At 66.1% G+C, this 12,993-nt stretch carries 16 protein-coding genes; 4 read left to right on the forward strand and 12 right to left on the reverse strand.

The features are described from left to right. Positions 1-15: 15 nt before the first annotated feature. The gene (locus tag HTS88_RS16790) at positions 16-1,224 is read left to right on the forward strand and encodes an MFS transporter (protein WP_174180347.1); all 1,209 of its coding nucleotides are present in this window, start codon (positions 16-18) and stop codon (positions 1,222-1,224) included. Between the two features lie 156 nt (positions 1,225-1,380). Continuing rightward, the gene (locus HTS88_RS16795; RefSeq protein WP_009358633.1) at positions 1,381-1,656 is read left to right on the forward strand and encodes a GlsB/YeaQ/YmgE family stress response membrane protein; all 276 of its coding nucleotides are present in this window, start codon (positions 1,381-1,383) and stop codon (positions 1,654-1,656) included. Between the two features lie 124 nt (positions 1,657-1,780). On the opposite strand, the gene HTS88_RS16800 is transcribed toward HTS88_RS16795, so the two are convergent. The 4 genes from HTS88_RS16800 to infC all read right to left on the reverse strand — a co-directional run bounded on the left by HTS88_RS16800 (position 1,781) and on the right by infC (position 4,574). Further along, positions 1,781-2,692: a TrmH family RNA methyltransferase gene (locus HTS88_RS16800; protein WP_174180348.1), complete on the reverse strand. Its 912-nt coding sequence runs from the start codon at positions 2,690-2,692 to the stop codon at positions 1,781-1,783. A 64-nt stretch (positions 2,693-2,756) separates the two neighbouring features. Next, entirely contained in the window at positions 2,757-3,143 is a 387-nt protein-coding gene (gene rplT, locus HTS88_RS16805) for a 50S ribosomal protein L20 (RefSeq protein ID WP_013600575.1), read from the reverse strand. A 119-nt stretch (positions 3,144-3,262) separates the two neighbouring features. After that, positions 3,263-3,457 (reverse strand): 50S ribosomal protein L35, encoded by a 195-nt coding sequence (gene rpmI, locus HTS88_RS16810; RefSeq protein WP_009358635.1) that lies wholly within the window; start codon positions 3,455-3,457, stop codon positions 3,263-3,265. A 115-nt stretch (positions 3,458-3,572) separates the two neighbouring features. After that, positions 3,573-4,574 (reverse strand): translation initiation factor IF-3, encoded by a 1,002-nt coding sequence (gene infC, locus HTS88_RS16815; protein WP_251424736.1) that lies wholly within the window; start codon positions 4,572-4,574, stop codon positions 3,573-3,575. Positions 4,575-4,960: 386 nt separating this feature from the next. Between infC and HTS88_RS16820 the strand changes: the two genes are divergently transcribed. Next, positions 4,961-5,359, forward strand: coding sequence for a DUF1844 domain-containing protein (locus HTS88_RS16820; RefSeq protein WP_174180349.1), 399 nt, complete (start codon positions 4,961-4,963; stop codon positions 5,357-5,359). 139 nt (positions 5,360-5,498) lie between these two features. On the opposite strand, the gene HTS88_RS16825 is transcribed toward HTS88_RS16820, so the two are convergent. From HTS88_RS16825 to HTS88_RS16860, 8 genes are all read right to left on the reverse strand, one after another. Continuing rightward, on the reverse strand, positions 5,499-6,797 hold the full coding sequence (locus HTS88_RS16825; RefSeq protein ID WP_174180350.1) for an MFS transporter: 1,299 nt from the start codon (positions 6,795-6,797) through the stop codon (positions 5,499-5,501). Between the two features lie 55 nt (positions 6,798-6,852). Beyond that, complete coding sequence (locus tag HTS88_RS16830; RefSeq protein ID WP_174180351.1) at positions 6,853-7,734, reverse strand: SseB family protein; 882 nt, start codon at positions 7,732-7,734, stop codon at positions 6,853-6,855. Positions 7,735-7,748: 14 nt separating this feature from the next. After that, entirely contained in the window at positions 7,749-8,495 is a 747-nt protein-coding gene (priA, locus tag HTS88_RS16835; protein WP_174180352.1) for a bifunctional 1-(5-phosphoribosyl)-5-((5-phosphoribosylamino)methylideneamino)imidazole-4-carboxamide isomerase/phosphoribosylanthranilate isomerase PriA, read from the reverse strand. A gap of 39 nt (positions 8,496-8,534) precedes the next feature. Then, positions 8,535-8,675, reverse strand: a complete 141-nt coding sequence (locus HTS88_RS16840) for a hypothetical protein (RefSeq protein ID WP_174180311.1) — start codon at positions 8,673-8,675, stop codon at positions 8,535-8,537. A gap of 18 nt (positions 8,676-8,693) precedes the next feature. Further along, positions 8,694-9,524 carry an imidazole glycerol phosphate synthase subunit HisH gene (gene hisH / locus HTS88_RS16845; protein WP_343045001.1) on the reverse strand — a complete coding sequence of 277 codons (831 nt, stop codon included), beginning with the start codon at positions 9,522-9,524 and terminating at the stop codon, positions 8,694-8,696. Next, positions 9,521-10,147: an imidazoleglycerol-phosphate dehydratase HisB gene (gene hisB, locus HTS88_RS16850; protein WP_066274905.1), complete on the reverse strand. Its 627-nt coding sequence runs from the start codon at positions 10,145-10,147 to the stop codon at positions 9,521-9,523. The genes hisH and hisB overlap by 4 nt, the downstream gene beginning before the upstream one ends. 60 nt (positions 10,148-10,207) lie before the next feature. Continuing rightward, the gene (locus tag HTS88_RS16855) at positions 10,208-11,326 is read right to left on the reverse strand and encodes a histidinol-phosphate transaminase (protein ID WP_174180353.1); all 1,119 of its coding nucleotides are present in this window, start codon (positions 11,324-11,326) and stop codon (positions 10,208-10,210) included. Between the two features lie 73 nt (positions 11,327-11,399). Next, positions 11,400-11,816, reverse strand: a complete 417-nt coding sequence (locus HTS88_RS16860; protein WP_174180354.1) for a LysM peptidoglycan-binding domain-containing protein — start codon at positions 11,814-11,816, stop codon at positions 11,400-11,402. Positions 11,817-12,139: 323 nt separating this feature from the next. Between HTS88_RS16860 and lexA the strand changes: the two genes are divergently transcribed. Further along, positions 12,140-12,874, forward strand: coding sequence for a transcriptional repressor LexA (gene lexA, locus HTS88_RS16865; protein ID WP_174180356.1), 735 nt, complete (start codon positions 12,140-12,142; stop codon positions 12,872-12,874). The last annotated feature ends 119 nt before the right edge of the window (positions 12,875-12,993 follow it).

Consider the following 12,993-nt stretch of genomic DNA (forward strand, 5'->3'; position numbering starts at 1 on the left):
TCGAAAAGCAGGCTTATGAGCAGCGTCCTCCAAACGTCCACGGCAGCCCCCGCCCGATCCACCAACCTGGCGATGGCCATCCTCGCCCTGGCCATGGGCGGGGTGGGCATCGGGGTTACCGAATTCACCATGATGGGCCTGCTGCCGGAGGTCGAACAGGGCCTTGGGGTTTCCACGCCCGAGGCAGGCCACCTCATCTCCGCCTATGCCCTGGGGGTGGTGGTGGGAGCCCCGCTGCTGGCCGCGGTGGGCGCGAAGCTCCCCCGCAAGCACCTGGCGCTCGGACTGATGGTGTTCTTCACGGTGGCCAACCTGGCGTCCTTCCTCGCCCCGGATTACGGAACAATGCTGGTGTCGCGCTTCGCCGCCGGGCTGCCGCACGGCGCATTCTTCGGGGTCGCAGCAGTCATCGCGGCCTCCCTGGTTCCGCCCACGCGTCGGGGCTGGGCCATCTCAATGGTGATGGCCGGCCTGAGCATTTCCAACGTGGTGGGAGTTCCGTTTGCCACCTGGATGGGCCAGACCTACGGCTGGCGGCTGCTGTTTATCCTGGTGGGACTGATCGGCCTGCTGACCGTTGGCCTGGTATGGAAATTCGTCCCGTTCCACGAAGCCCACCCGGATGCAAGCATCCGGCGCGAACTGGGCGCGCTCAAACGCCTTCAGGTGTGGCTGGCCATTCTGATCGGCATTGTCGGTTTTGGCGGCTTCTTTGCCACCTACACCTACATCGCCCACACCATGACCATGGTGGCCGGCATCCCGTCCTCGCTGATTCCCCTGGTGGTGGCCCTGTATGGGCTGGGAATGGTGGCCGGCAACATCGTGGGCGGCCGGATTGCGGACAGGTCCGTGATGGGCACCCTCTACAAGGTGTTGCCCGGCATCGCCGTTGCCCTGGTGGTGTACGCCGTGGCCGTCCAGTGGCCGTGGTCCGCCTTTGTCATGGTGTTCGTAGTGGGCGCTTCCGGGTCCATGCTGATCCCCGCACTGCAGACCCGGCTCCTTGACGCGTCCCCCGATGCCCCCTCCCTGGCGTCATCGCTGAACCATGCTGCGCTGAACGTCGCCAACGCCCTCGGGGCATTCCTGGGCGGACTGGTGATCGCCCTGGGCTGGGGCTACACAGCCCCCGCCCTGGTAGGCGCCGTCCTCGCCCTGCTGGGGCTCGGCGTCGCGATCACCAGCGGACTGCTGGAGCGGAAGAGGCCGCTGGCGGCCTGATCCGTGGAGTGCTGATTCGTTCGCGGCCCGGCACCCGGCGGCCTTCCCGCAGGCCTGACGGGCAAACTGCCTGCAGGCCTGCTGACTTTAGGGGACCCGTATGTTAGCTTGAGCCACATCGGGACCATGAGATCCCGGTCACTATAAGGAGGAGACATGGGTTTTCTTGCTTGGATTATTCTGGGCCTCATCGTAGGGGCCATTGTTAAGGCTGTTATGCCCGGACGGGTTGGCGGCGGCTGGGTAACCAGCCTGGTGCTGGGTGTCGTGGGCGCCATCGTCGGCGGCTGGATCGGAAGCCTCCTGTTCAACAGGGGCGATCTTGCCTTCTTCGACCTCGGCACCTGGATTCTCGCTATCGTCGGCGGCCTGGTTGTGGCCGGCATCTATGGAGCTATCACCGGTCGCGGCAAGGCCACCCGCGCACCCTGATCCGCTCCCGGGAAGAACATCAACAAGCAAGGGCTCCGGTGAACCGGAGCCCTTATATGTTTAATCCCGCCTGCCTGCTGAGGTGCGCACTGCCTGATGCGCAGGCAGCCGCGGCGTCCAGATCCTAGGCGGTTACCGGGACCGGAAGGTGCTGGGAACGCGCGCTGGCATAGAGGCAGACCGTGGCGGCTGTCCCCAGGTTGAGGCTTTCCGCGGAACCATACACCGGCACGGCTACCCGGTGGTCCGCCAGCGCGAGCTCCTCCGGGGACAGGCCCTGGGCCTCGTTGCCGAACAGCCAGGCCGTGGGCCGCTCCAGTGCGTACTCGGATTCCGGCCCGTCTCCGGTCAACCGGCGCCGGGCGTTCTCGTCCTGGAGGGTGTCGAGGTTGAGGGTCCCATAGCCGTCCGCCGCCAGGACGCCGATCCCCCTGGCACGGCAGGCGGCCGCAAGTTCGTCAATGTCCGCTCCCAGCACCACAGGTAGGTGGAAAAGCGAACCGGCCGTGGACCTGACGGCCTTGGGGTTGTAGATGTCAACGCTGGACGCCGTGAGGACCACGGCGTCGGCTCCTGCTGAATCCGCCGCGCGGAGGACCGTTCCGGCGTTGCCGGGGTCCCGGACCTGGCAGAGCACGGCAACCAGGCGGGGGCCGGCGTCGAGCACTTCCTGCAGCGTTACGTCAAGGAAACGGCAGACGGCGATGATCCCCTGCGGGTTGACGGTGTCCGCCATGGCAGCCAGGACCTCGTCGGTGGCCAGGCGGGCATTGACTCCCTGGGACAGTTCCTCGAACTCCGGGTGCCGGTCCAGGCAGCTCTCACTGGCGAACACTTCGGTGACCACGCCTGGCTGGCCCGCGGCAAGGCGCTGCTGATGGAGCCTGAGCGCTTCCCGCACTGCCTGCGGCCCCTCGGCAAGGAATTGTCCACGCTTTAAACGGGCCGGGCGCCCGGCAAGCTTTGCCACATCCCTGACCCGATCAGCTCGGGGATTGGACAGTGGAAAATCTTGCGGGCGCCCGGTTTCGTTCATATAAGAACTTTAGTGGCTGCTGCCACCGGTTCTTGAACTGTCCCTGACGGGGAACAGCCGTTTGCTAGGCGACAGCCTTCTTGGCGGAGGTGTCGGCAGGCAGGGAATCCTTGGCAACCTTGACCAGCGCTGCGAAAGCGTTGGCGTCGGAAACGGCCAGCTCGGCCAGCATGCGGCGGTCAACCTCAACCTCAGCGGCCTTCAGGCCCTGGATCAGGCGGTTGTAGGTGAGTCCGTTGGCGCGGGACGCAGCGTTGATGCGCTGGATCCACAGGCGGCGGAAGTCGCCCTTCTTCTTCTTGCGGTCGCCGTAGCTGTACACAAACGAGTGCAGCAGCTGCTCTTTGGCCTTGCGGTACAGGCGTGAACGCTGTCCACGGTAGCCCTTTGCGCGTTCAAGGATAACCCGGCGCTTCTTGTGGGCGTTGACCGCCCTCTTCACACGTGCCACGTGCGTACTCCTTCGAAAATTCTGCTCCCAAGCATCTACTGCCGGTATTCCCGGCGGCCTGAGAAGGCTTTTTGGTAGGTGACTTACACCAGGTGGTGGTCAGTCAAAGAACTTGGAAACTAGATGCCGAGCATCTTCCGGATGACCTTGGCGTCGCCCTTGAAGACGATCTTGTCGCCGGCGAGGCGGCGGGTCAGCCTGGAGGACTTGTGCTCGAGGTAGTGGCGGCGGTTGGCCTGCTGGCGGCGCAGCTTGCCGCTGCCGGTCAGCTTGAAGCGCTTCTTGGCACCACTGTGGGTCTTCATCTTCGGCATGGGAACCGATCTCCTTACGTTCCGCAGGCTGGGCCTGCAGCTCTATCGCGCAGCTGCCCCTCAGGGCGGCGTGCTGGTTGCTGACTGCCGGAGGGCGACCTCCGGCAGCTGTGGACTAAGTGGTCTTCTTGCCGGCCGGCTTTGGCGCTGCCTTGGGGGCGGGCCGTGCGGCAGGCTTCGGCGCAGCGGGCCTGGCCACCGGCTTCGGCGGAGCAGGCACTGCTGCCGGCTTCGGCGCGGCGGCCGGAGCAGCTGCAGCGGGCTTCTCCGCTGCGGCCTTCGGTGCCGGTGCCGCCTTGGGCTCTGCTGCCTTGGGAGCAGCAGCCGCCTTGGGAGCGGCAGCCTTCGGGGCCTCCTGCTTCGGGGCTTCAGCCTTGGGTGCTTCCTGCTTCGGCGCCTCGGCGGCCTTGGCGGGGGCTTCGGCTGCAGCGGGCTCGACGACGGCGGCCGGCTCCTGCGCAGGTGCCTCGGCTGTTGCCTCAGGTTCGGTCGAGACGGTGAATCCCTCAGGCAGCAGGTCGGCCAGTGACTGCGTCATGGGTGCCTGGTCGTCGCCGGAGGTGTCAACGCGGCCGGAAGCCTTGGCTTCGTTCTGCGCTTTTGCCTCGGCACGCTGCGTAGCGCGGCGGGCTTCGGCCTTGGCCTCTGCCTTGTTCTTCAGCGGACCAACCACCATGACCATGTTTCGGCCGTCGATGCGGGGGCTGGACTCAACAACGCCAACTTCCGCAACGTCGTCGGCGAAGCGCTGGAGCAGGCGGATGCCCATTTCCGGACGCTGCTGCTCGCGGCCACGGAACTGGATCATGGCCTTGACCTTGTCCCCGGCGCCGAGGAAGCGCAGTGCGTGCCCGCGCTTGGTCTCGTAGTCGTGGGTGTCGATCTTCAGGCGGAAGCGGATTTCCTTCAGAACGGTGTTCGTCTGGTTCTTCCGTGCTTCACGTGCCTTAACCGCGGCCTCGTACTTGTACTTGCCGAAGTCCATCAGCTTGCACACCGGAGGCTTCGCCTGAGGTGCAACTTCAACGAGATCAAGGTCGGACTCGGCAGCCAGACGCAGGGCATCCTCAATACGGACGATTCCTACCTGTTCACCTGCAGGGCCGACCAGCCGCACCTCGGGGACGCGGATACGCTCATTGATTCTTGGCTCGCTAATGTTAAAGCTCCTGTTTTTGTTGTGGAATCCGGCAAATAGAGAAGGCCCCCAATTGCCGGAGCAATCGAAGGCCTCTGAAAGATCGGATGCAGGTCCCGCGAAGGGACTGCGCACACAGGTCCGGCTCATGCCGGCTCCATGCCCAACCAGGTACCCGGCAACCTTGCGTTCCTGAATATAGGAACAGCGGCTGGCGCGGGTGGGAGAGAACTCCGCTTGCAAACTGCATGCCATCTTACAGAAAAAATTCCCGTCAACGCTGTGCAGCGCCGGTGGGAACCTTGATCGTTTGGGACAATCTCTGAAATAACGACATCCAGTCGGTCTGTGTCAAGCTTACCAGTATGAGCACCCCAGACAGTAATTCATACGTTTTCGAGCCTGCGGCGGATGAGGCAGGTGCCGCCGGCGACGTCTCGCAGCAGATCCGCGACATTTCCGAAGTGCCGGCGATCGAGGTCATCACCACAGCCGCCGTCCACCTGATGAGCGCAGCCGCGGTAAAGCTGGGGCTGGCGGCCGAGGACAACGCCGAGGAGCTGAAGGACCTGGACGAGGCCCGGAAACTGATCACCGCCCTGGCCGGCCTGGTGACTGCCGCCGCCCCGGAGATCGGATCCCAGCACGCCGGACCCCTGCGTGACGGACTGCGTTCGCTGCAGCTGGCATTCCGCGAAGAGTCTTTGATCCCCGATGCCCCGGGCAAGGGCCCGGGCGAGAAGTACACCGGGGCAGTGAACTAGGGATAAACCAGCCCAAGCAGTTGACGACGGCGGGACGGCCTTCACAGGTCGTCCCGCCGTCGCGCTTTTAATGGAGTTCTTGTCCAGCTATGCAGACTTCAGCGCCTCGGAAGCCTGCGTATCCGGACAAAAACCCGGCCTACTGGGCTGGGGATTTGCCCCGGCGGCGCTGCTGGAGGATAAGGCCTGCGAAGCAGAGTACGACGCCGGCAGCACCCACCGAGACGAAGCCTCCGGACGGCCCCGTCACGTCGATGAAGACACCCGCAAGCGGTGCACCCAAAGCCACGCCGCCGGTCAGTGCCGAGCCGTACCAGCCCATGGCCTCCCCGCGGCGTTCCTCGGCCACCAGGTCCGCAACTTTTTCCGACGCGGACGACAATACGGGTGCGCAAAGAAGTCCCGGCAGGATCGCGGTGAACGCCAGCGACCACGTATCGTGCGCGAAACCCATTGGGATTGTCAGCGCAGCCATTCCGAGCAGCAGGAGGATCGGCGAGACCGGGCGGTGCATGGCCCCGTATACCAGGCCCCCCACCACGGACGCGGCGCACCAGAAGAGGAAGACGATGCCGATTTCTGCCTGGCGTCCCCCGGTTTCCAGGGCGGCGACGATGCCAACGTCGGTTCCGCTCAGCACCATGCCCGCTCCCGCCGCCACGGCGAAGACGGCCGCCACGGTGGCGGTGAACCAGGCGAAGTTGTGGGCCACCTTGCTGCGCAGGCCCGGTCCGCGGTGCGTTGCGCCCGCAGGCACCAGTTCTGCCGCCGCCTCCTGCAGGTGGGCAGGGGCGGCGGACACCACGGCGGCCTCGGCGGCGTGGCGTTCATCGGCACTGCATTCCTCATCCTGCGCAGGGCTCCGGGTGGGCGGGTTGAACCACATGAGGAACAGCCCGGCCAGCGAGGTGGAAACTCCCACGATGGTGAGGCCAAGCACCGTAAAGCCGCTGGTAGCAACGATGGCGCCTGCAGCGGGACCGATCATGAACACCACCTCAGTGGTGATCGCATCGAGGGCGAAGGCCGTACGGCGCTGGTCGCCGTCGGCCAGCACACCCAGGGACTGGCGCACCACGCTGAAAATGGGAAGCGTGAGCAGGCCGCCCACAAACACCAGCGGAAGGAGCCACTGGTAGGACACGTGCGGGACAACCGACCAGATGACCGCTTCCGAGATGACGGAGGGGATGAGTGCTGTCCGGAGGCCCACGGTGTCAACCCGCCTCCCGCGCCATGGTGCGCCGACCGCAATGCCGATGGTCATGACGGCCGCGGCAGCGCCAGCGGCGGCGTACCCCTGGTCCAGGCTGAGGACGATGTGCAGGGTCAGCAGCACTCCGGCAGCGGAGTGGGGAATGCGGGCAACCATGCCCACCAGCAACAGCCGGCGGATAGGCCGTACGGCAAGCAACTCCCGGTAGAGAGCGAAATTCACGGAGTGATCCTTAAGTCCTGCCGCAGTGGCCGGGGATCACCCCGCTGGCTGCCGGCTAGTGGTCTGCACGCCTCAACTTGATGTCGATCGAGTCGACGCGCTCCCCAAACAATACATTCCGAGACCATTCGGCCTGGAGTCCGCCCACCAGCTCCTGGACCCCCGCGGCATCCAGCCCGTCCTCCAGGTAAAGCACCACCTGCAGTTCCGGCCCGGCGCCGCCGCCTGCCGCCACGGTCCCGTCGGCGGCACGGGCGGCCACTCCCCTGCCCTGCACCAGTTCGAGGTTCCGGACAGCGGGAAAAACGGCCGCCGCCCTGCCCATCTCGGCAGCGAGTTCCTGGTCCTTGTAGGACGGGGTCCACTGCTGCTGCTGGGCCAGCGCCCACACGGCAGGCCGCCGCACCACGAAGGTGAAGGCAGAGCCCGGATCAAGGACCAGCAGTTCTGCGCCTTCGGCGACGGCCGAGAGCGCGGCGCGTGCGGCGTACACGGCAACGGGCCTGGCTCCGGGATGCCAGGCGGCCAGGGCCGCCGTGGAGGTGAAGGCTGGCATTGCGGTCCTGCCGTCGGCGGCTTTGAGCGTGACCAGCGCCATGTCGGCCTGCTTGTCGGCCTGCAGGCCGTCCTGGCCTTCCGCTTCCTCCGCGAGCTGGGCAACAATCGGGATGAACACCCGTGCGGTGGCCAGCGAGGCGACGACGGCCGCCTCGTCCCCGGTTCCGCCCAGGAGTGCGGCTATGGCGGCGAGATAGGCACCGCTGGCCGTCCCGTCGTCGTTCTCGAAGTTGTGGATCCTGGCGTCGTCGCCGGCCAGGCTCCGGCCTGCCCAGGGCTGGCCCGCGGAGTCCGTGGCACCGCCGGCACCTGCCAGCGCCGCAGCGATGTGCCCCGGCAGCTGGCGGGCTGACGGAGTCCCTGATTCATTGCTGGCCATGCCGGTGTGCGCCCTTAGCGGCGGCCGGCGACGTCGAGGGCTTCGGGCAGCGTAAAGGCGCCCGCGTAGAGGGCCTTGCCCACGATGGCACCTTCAACGCCCAGGGGCACCAGGGAGCGGAGGACCTTGAGGTCGTCGAGGCTGGAGATGCCGCCGGAAGCCACTACGGGCTTGCCCGTTTTCTCCACCATCTGGCGGAGGAGTTCCACGTTGGGCCCCTGCAGGGTTCCGTCCTTCGTCACGTCCGTGACTACATAGCGGCTGCAGCCGGCTTCCTCAAGGCGGCCCAGGACCTCCCAGAGGTCTCCGCCTTCCTTCGTCCAGCCGCGGCCGGCCAGCGTGGTTCCGCGGACGTCGAGCCCGACGGCGATTTTGTCACCAAAGCGCTCGATGGCCCGGCGGGTCCATTCGGGGTTTTCCAGCGCGGCGGTTCCCAGGTTCACGCGGGCAACGCCGAGGTTCAGTGCCGCTTCGAGCGTTTCATCGTCACGCAGCCCGCCGGACAGTTCCACCTTGATGTCCAGCCTGCCCACCACTTCGCGGAGCAGCTCCGCGTTTGAGCCGCGGCCGAAGGCTGCATCCAGGTCCACCAGATGGACCCATTCAGCTCCCTGCTGCTGCCAGTTCAGCGCCGCTTCGAGCGGCGTCCCGTAACTGGTCTCACTGCCCGCTTCCCCCTGCACCAGCCGGACGGCCTGGCCGTTGACGACGTCGACGGCGGGCAGCAGTTCGAGAACGGGAAGGTCAGTTGCAGTGGTCATGGTGAATCCTCAGGGTGGGGGCAGGATGGCCTGCCGCGGTCAGTTGCCCGGCAGCGTCAGCAGATAGGCGGCGAGCAGCGACATGCCCGCAAGAACATAAAACGAAATCTGGGTCCAGAGCGGCTTGTGCTGCTGCCTGAAGGAAAGGGCACCGCCGACGAGCACGCCGGCAAGCCCCATCAGGAGAACGGACCACATCTAAGCGGTGCCGCTTTCCGGCGCCGGCGTCCCGCCGTTGGCCGGGTTGCTGCCGGACGGGGTGTCGGCGGCTGTGCTGCCTTCGGCGTGGTGGGTGTTGTTAGCGTGGCCGCCGGCAGCGGGCCTGCGCAGCGCTTCCACCCAGTTGTGGAGCAGGCGCGCCCCCGCATCACCGGATTTCTCCGGGTGGAACTGGGTAGCGCAGAGCGGGCCGTTCTCGACGGCGGCAATGAACGGGGCGCCGTGCTCGGACCACGTCACCAGGGGCGCTGCCATCCGTGGCTGGATGACATCGAAGTTCCATTCCTGGACGCCATAGGAGTGCACGAAGTAGAACCGCTCGTTTTCGACGCCGGCAAACAGCTTCGAGCCTTCGGGCACCTTGACGGTGTTCCAGCCCATGTGCGGCACGACGTCGGCCGGCAGGAGTTCCACCTTGCCGGGCCATTCACCCATGCCTTCAGCTTCGGTGCCATGTTCAACTCCGGCCTCAAAGAGAACCTGGAGGCCGACGCAGATACCCAGGACCGGCCGCCCGCCGGCCACCCGCCTGCCGATGAGGCGGATGCCGTCCACGGCTTTGAGCTCACGCATCACGGTTTCGAACGCTCCGACTCCGGGGACCACCAGGCCATCGGCGTTCAGGACGTCCTCGGGCTTTGAGCTCAGGATGACTTCCGCACCGGCCCGTTCCAGCGCCCGCACGGCGGACCGGACGTTTCCGGAGCCATAATCCAGGACGGTGACGGTGGGCTTGCCCTCGGGCGAGGGCAGCTTCCGGGAGGCCGAGGGATCGACGATGGCACCATCCCGCAGGACCTGGCCGCTCACAGCGCACCCTTGGTAGAGGGGATCCCCTCAACGCGGGGATCCGGTTCCACAGCAGCACGGAGCGCCCGCGCGAACGCCTTGAACTGGGCCTCGACGATGTGGTGCGGATCGCGGCCTGCGATGACGTTCATGTGCAGGCAGATGCCCGCGTGCAGGGTGATGGCCTCGAAGACGTGGCGGGTGAGGGATCCGGTGAAGTGGCCACCGATCAGGTGGTATTCCTGGCCCGCGGGCTCGCCGCCGTGCACCAGGTAGGGGCGCCCGGAAACGTCGACGACTGCGTGGGCAAGCGCCTCGTCAAGGGGAACGGTAGCCTCTCCGAACCGGCGGATGCCGGCTTTGTTCCCCAGTGCGGTGCGCAGCACCTCTCCGAAGGTGATGGCGACGTCCTCCACGGTGTGGTGGACGTCGATGTGGATGTCGCCCGTGGCTTTGACGGTCATGTCGATCAGCGAGTGCTTGCACAGCGCCGTGAGCATGTGGTCGTAGAACGGTACCGACGTGTCGATGTCCGAGGTGCCGGTGCCGTCCAGATTGATTTCCACGAGCACGGACGACTCACTGGTGGCACGTTCCATGCGCGCAGTGCGGGCCGCAGCCACGTTCGATCCGGTGGTACTCATGCGTTGGGTCCTTTTGGGCAGAAGGGGCGGTTCAGGGCGTCCAGCGCCGCTGCTTCCAGTCTAGGCGGGAAGCGTGGCCTGGCTTGCAAGGATGCTTTCCAGGGATGTGAGGAAGGCTGTGGTTTCGGTCTCAGTTCCGGCCGTGACGCGGAGATGGCCTGGGATCCCGACGTCCCGGATCAGCACCCCGGCCTCCAGCAGTTCCTGCCAGACCCGGTGCGGGTTCTCAAGTCCGCCGAAAAAGACGTAGTTGGAGTCGGACGCCGCCGGCTTGAGGCCCATGCGCGTCAGCTCCGACACGATGCGGTCCCGCTGCTTTTTGATGTCTTCCACATCCGCCATCAGCGCCTCGCGGTGCCGGAGGGCGGCCAGCGCGGTGGCCTGCGTGATGGCGGAGAGGTGGTACGGCAGCCGGACCAGGCGCAGCGCATCGGCGACTTCGGGTGCTGCAGCCATGTAGCCCAGGCGTGCCCCCGCCAGCGCGAAGGCCTTGCTCATGGTCCTGGACACGATCAACCGCTCCCGGCCGGGCAGCAACGTCAGCGCGCTGGGCGTCCCGTCGTGGGCGAACTCATGGTAGGCCTCATCCACAATGACGATGGTCTGGCTTGCTTCACCGGCCTCGTAGACGGCCTCCACGACGTCCAGCCCCAGCCCCGTCCCCGTGGGGTTGTTGGGGGAACAGAGGAAGACGATGTTGGGCTGCAGTTCCTTGACCTGCCGCGCTGCGGATTCAGCGCTGAGGCCGTAGCCTTCGGCGCGCTCACCGACGATGTATTCGGTGTCCGTTCCACTGGCCAGCAGCGGGTACATGGAGTACGTGGGCGGAAAGCCGAGCGCTGTGCGTCCGGGGCCGCCGAAGGCCTGGAGGATTTGCTGGAGCACCTCGTTGGAGCCGTTCGCGGCCCAGAGGTTGGTCTCGTCCAATCCGTGGCCGAGGTATTCCGCCAGCGCTTTCCGCAGTTCCGTGAACTCGCGGTCCGGGTAGCGGTTGAGCCCGGCGGCGGCCTCGGACACCGCCGCGCTGATGGCGGCCCGCACGTCCGCCGGAACACCATGGGTGTTCTCGTTGACGTTGAGAAGGATTGGGACGTCCAGCTGCGGCGCACCGTAAGGGGTAAGCCCGCGGAGGTTGCTGCGGAGGGGAAGCCGGTTCAGGCGTTCTAGCTGGTCATTCACCTGAACAGTTTAGTGCCCGTGCCGGGTGCCGGAAAATGTGACGGCATCCTGTTCGCCCTCGGCATGTGCCGGATCAGCCGGCGGGGACGAACAGCTGCTGCCCGGGGAAGACCGCACCTGCGGACAGGTTGTTCAGCTGCACGATGTCCGCCACAACATCGCGTGCGTCGCGCTCCGGCGCAACGGTGGCCGCGATGCCCCACAGTGACTGGCCGGGCTGGACCGTCACGGTGACCGCGGACGTTGTCTCAAGGTCCGCAGCAGAGTCGGAGGCTTTCGCCGGGGAGTTGAAGAAGCCTGCCAGTGAGAGCAGCAGGGCGGCCAGGAGCACCAGGGGAATCCCGATCAGCACGATGCGGCCGCGGCGGGTCAACCGCAGGGGCGGAAGGGCTGCCGGCCGTTCCGGCTGCCGCTCTTCAGGCCGGGAGAGAAGTTGCCGCACTGAGAGCAGCTGTGGACGTGAACCCCGCGAAACAGATGTAGCTGACATGAACTGAGCCCTCCTGGACCATACTGTGCTGCCCGGATGTTCTGCTCCGCGCCCCTCTGGGGGCTTCCCGGTGCCATCTTCGAATGGCCGAGGTTCGCAGTAGAACATATATTCGAACTTTGCTTTCTCTGTTTTAGCACCTATCAACGAACATTGTCGAGACTCGCTAGAACAAATGTTTGAAAAAGCAGTGTGGCTGGCCTAGTTTTGAACGAAAGAACAACCACCCGGACAGTCGATCAGCAGGGTCTGACATTATGGGGCGGGATCCTCCAGGGCCTGGCCGTGGAGGGGCCGGCGGACACCGAAAGGCATTGGCGAATATGGCAGCAGCAGCCGCCGGGGGCAGGGCAACCGCGCAACCGAAGAGGACCGCCAAGGGCCTGACGCCACGGCAGAAAAAAATCCTCGAAACCATCCAGCGCTCCGTCAATGAGAACGGTTACCCCCCGTCCATGCGGGAGATCGGTGACACGGTGGGGCTGGCCAGCCTTTCAAGTGTCACGCACCAGCTGGCCCAGCTGGAGAAACTCGGCTACCTCCGCCGTGACCCGAAGCGTCCGCGCGCCATGGAAGTCCTCATGCCCCTGACCCTGGACGGCGGTGCGGCCAAGCCAAGCAGCCAGCCATCAGCCGGACTTCCAGCCGGCGGTGCCACCGTCACGGAGCTGCCTACGGCCCTGGACACCGCGATGGTCCCGCTCGTTGGCCGCATCGCTGCTGGTGGTCCCATCCTTGCCGACCAGCAGGTGGAGGACGTTATGCCGCTCCCCCGGCAGCTGGTGGGCCAGGGCGAACTGTTCATGCTCAAGGTGGCCGGCGATTCGATGGTGGACGCAGCCATCTGTGATGGCGACTGGGTGGTGGTCCGCCGCCAGGCGGACGCGGCCAACGGGGACATCGTCGCTGCCCTCCTTGATGACGAGGCCACTGTGAAGACGTTCCGGCAGCGTGACGGCCACACCTGGCTGCTCCCCCAGAACACCCAGTACGAGCCCATCCTCGGGGACCACGCCACCATCATGGGCAAGGTCGTGTCGGTGCTCCGCTCGCTGTAGCCGCCCGCTCCTGGCCCCAGGCAGGGCCAGCCCACAACACAGTCAGCCCGAGGCACATTCGGCCGTGCGCAGCGCTGGCCGGATCCACCTTGGGCAGATCCGGCCCTGCGCAGTGCGGG

This window comes from Pseudarthrobacter oxydans (genome assembly GCF_013314975.1).
In the GTDB taxonomy this organism is placed as follows: Bacteria; Actinomycetota; Actinomycetes; order Actinomycetales; family Micrococcaceae; genus Arthrobacter; species Arthrobacter oxydans.

What these genes read in the sequence shown, in the direction of transcription:
- HTS88_RS16790 (WP_174180347.1), top strand. Translation starts at nt 16, where the DNA reads ATGAGCAGCGTCCTCCAAACGTCCACGGCAGCCCCCGCCCGATCCACC.
- HTS88_RS16795 (WP_009358633.1), top strand. Translation starts at nt 1,381, where the DNA reads ATGGGTTTTCTTGCTTGGATTATTCTGGGCCTCATCGTAGGGGCCATT.
- HTS88_RS16800 (WP_174180348.1), bottom strand. Translation starts at nt 2,692, where the DNA reads ATGAACGAAACCGGGCGCCCGCAAGATTTTCCACTGTCCAATCCCCGA.
- rpmI (WP_009358635.1), bottom strand. Translation starts at nt 3,457, where the DNA reads ATGCCGAAGATGAAGACCCACAGTGGTGCCAAGAAGCGCTTCAAGCTG.
- HTS88_RS16820 (WP_174180349.1), top strand. Translation starts at nt 4,961, where the DNA reads ATGAGCACCCCAGACAGTAATTCATACGTTTTCGAGCCTGCGGCGGAT.
- HTS88_RS16830 (WP_174180351.1), bottom strand. Translation starts at nt 7,734, where the DNA reads ATGGCCAGCAATGAATCAGGGACTCCGTCAGCCCGCCAGCTGCCGGGG.
- priA (WP_174180352.1), bottom strand. Translation starts at nt 8,495, where the DNA reads ATGACCACTGCAACTGACCTTCCCGTTCTCGAACTGCTGCCCGCCGTC.
- HTS88_RS16840 (WP_174180311.1), bottom strand. Translation starts at nt 8,675, where the DNA reads ATGGGGCTTGCCGGCGTGCTCGTCGGCGGTGCCCTTTCCTTCAGGCAG.
- hisB (WP_066274905.1), bottom strand. Translation starts at nt 10,147, where the DNA reads ATGAGTACCACCGGATCGAACGTGGCTGCGGCCCGCACTGCGCGCATG.
- HTS88_RS16860 (WP_174180354.1), bottom strand. Translation starts at nt 11,816, where the DNA reads ATGTCAGCTACATCTGTTTCGCGGGGTTCACGTCCACAGCTGCTCTCA.
- lexA (WP_174180356.1), top strand. Translation starts at nt 12,140, where the DNA reads ATGGCAGCAGCAGCCGCCGGGGGCAGGGCAACCGCGCAACCGAAGAGG.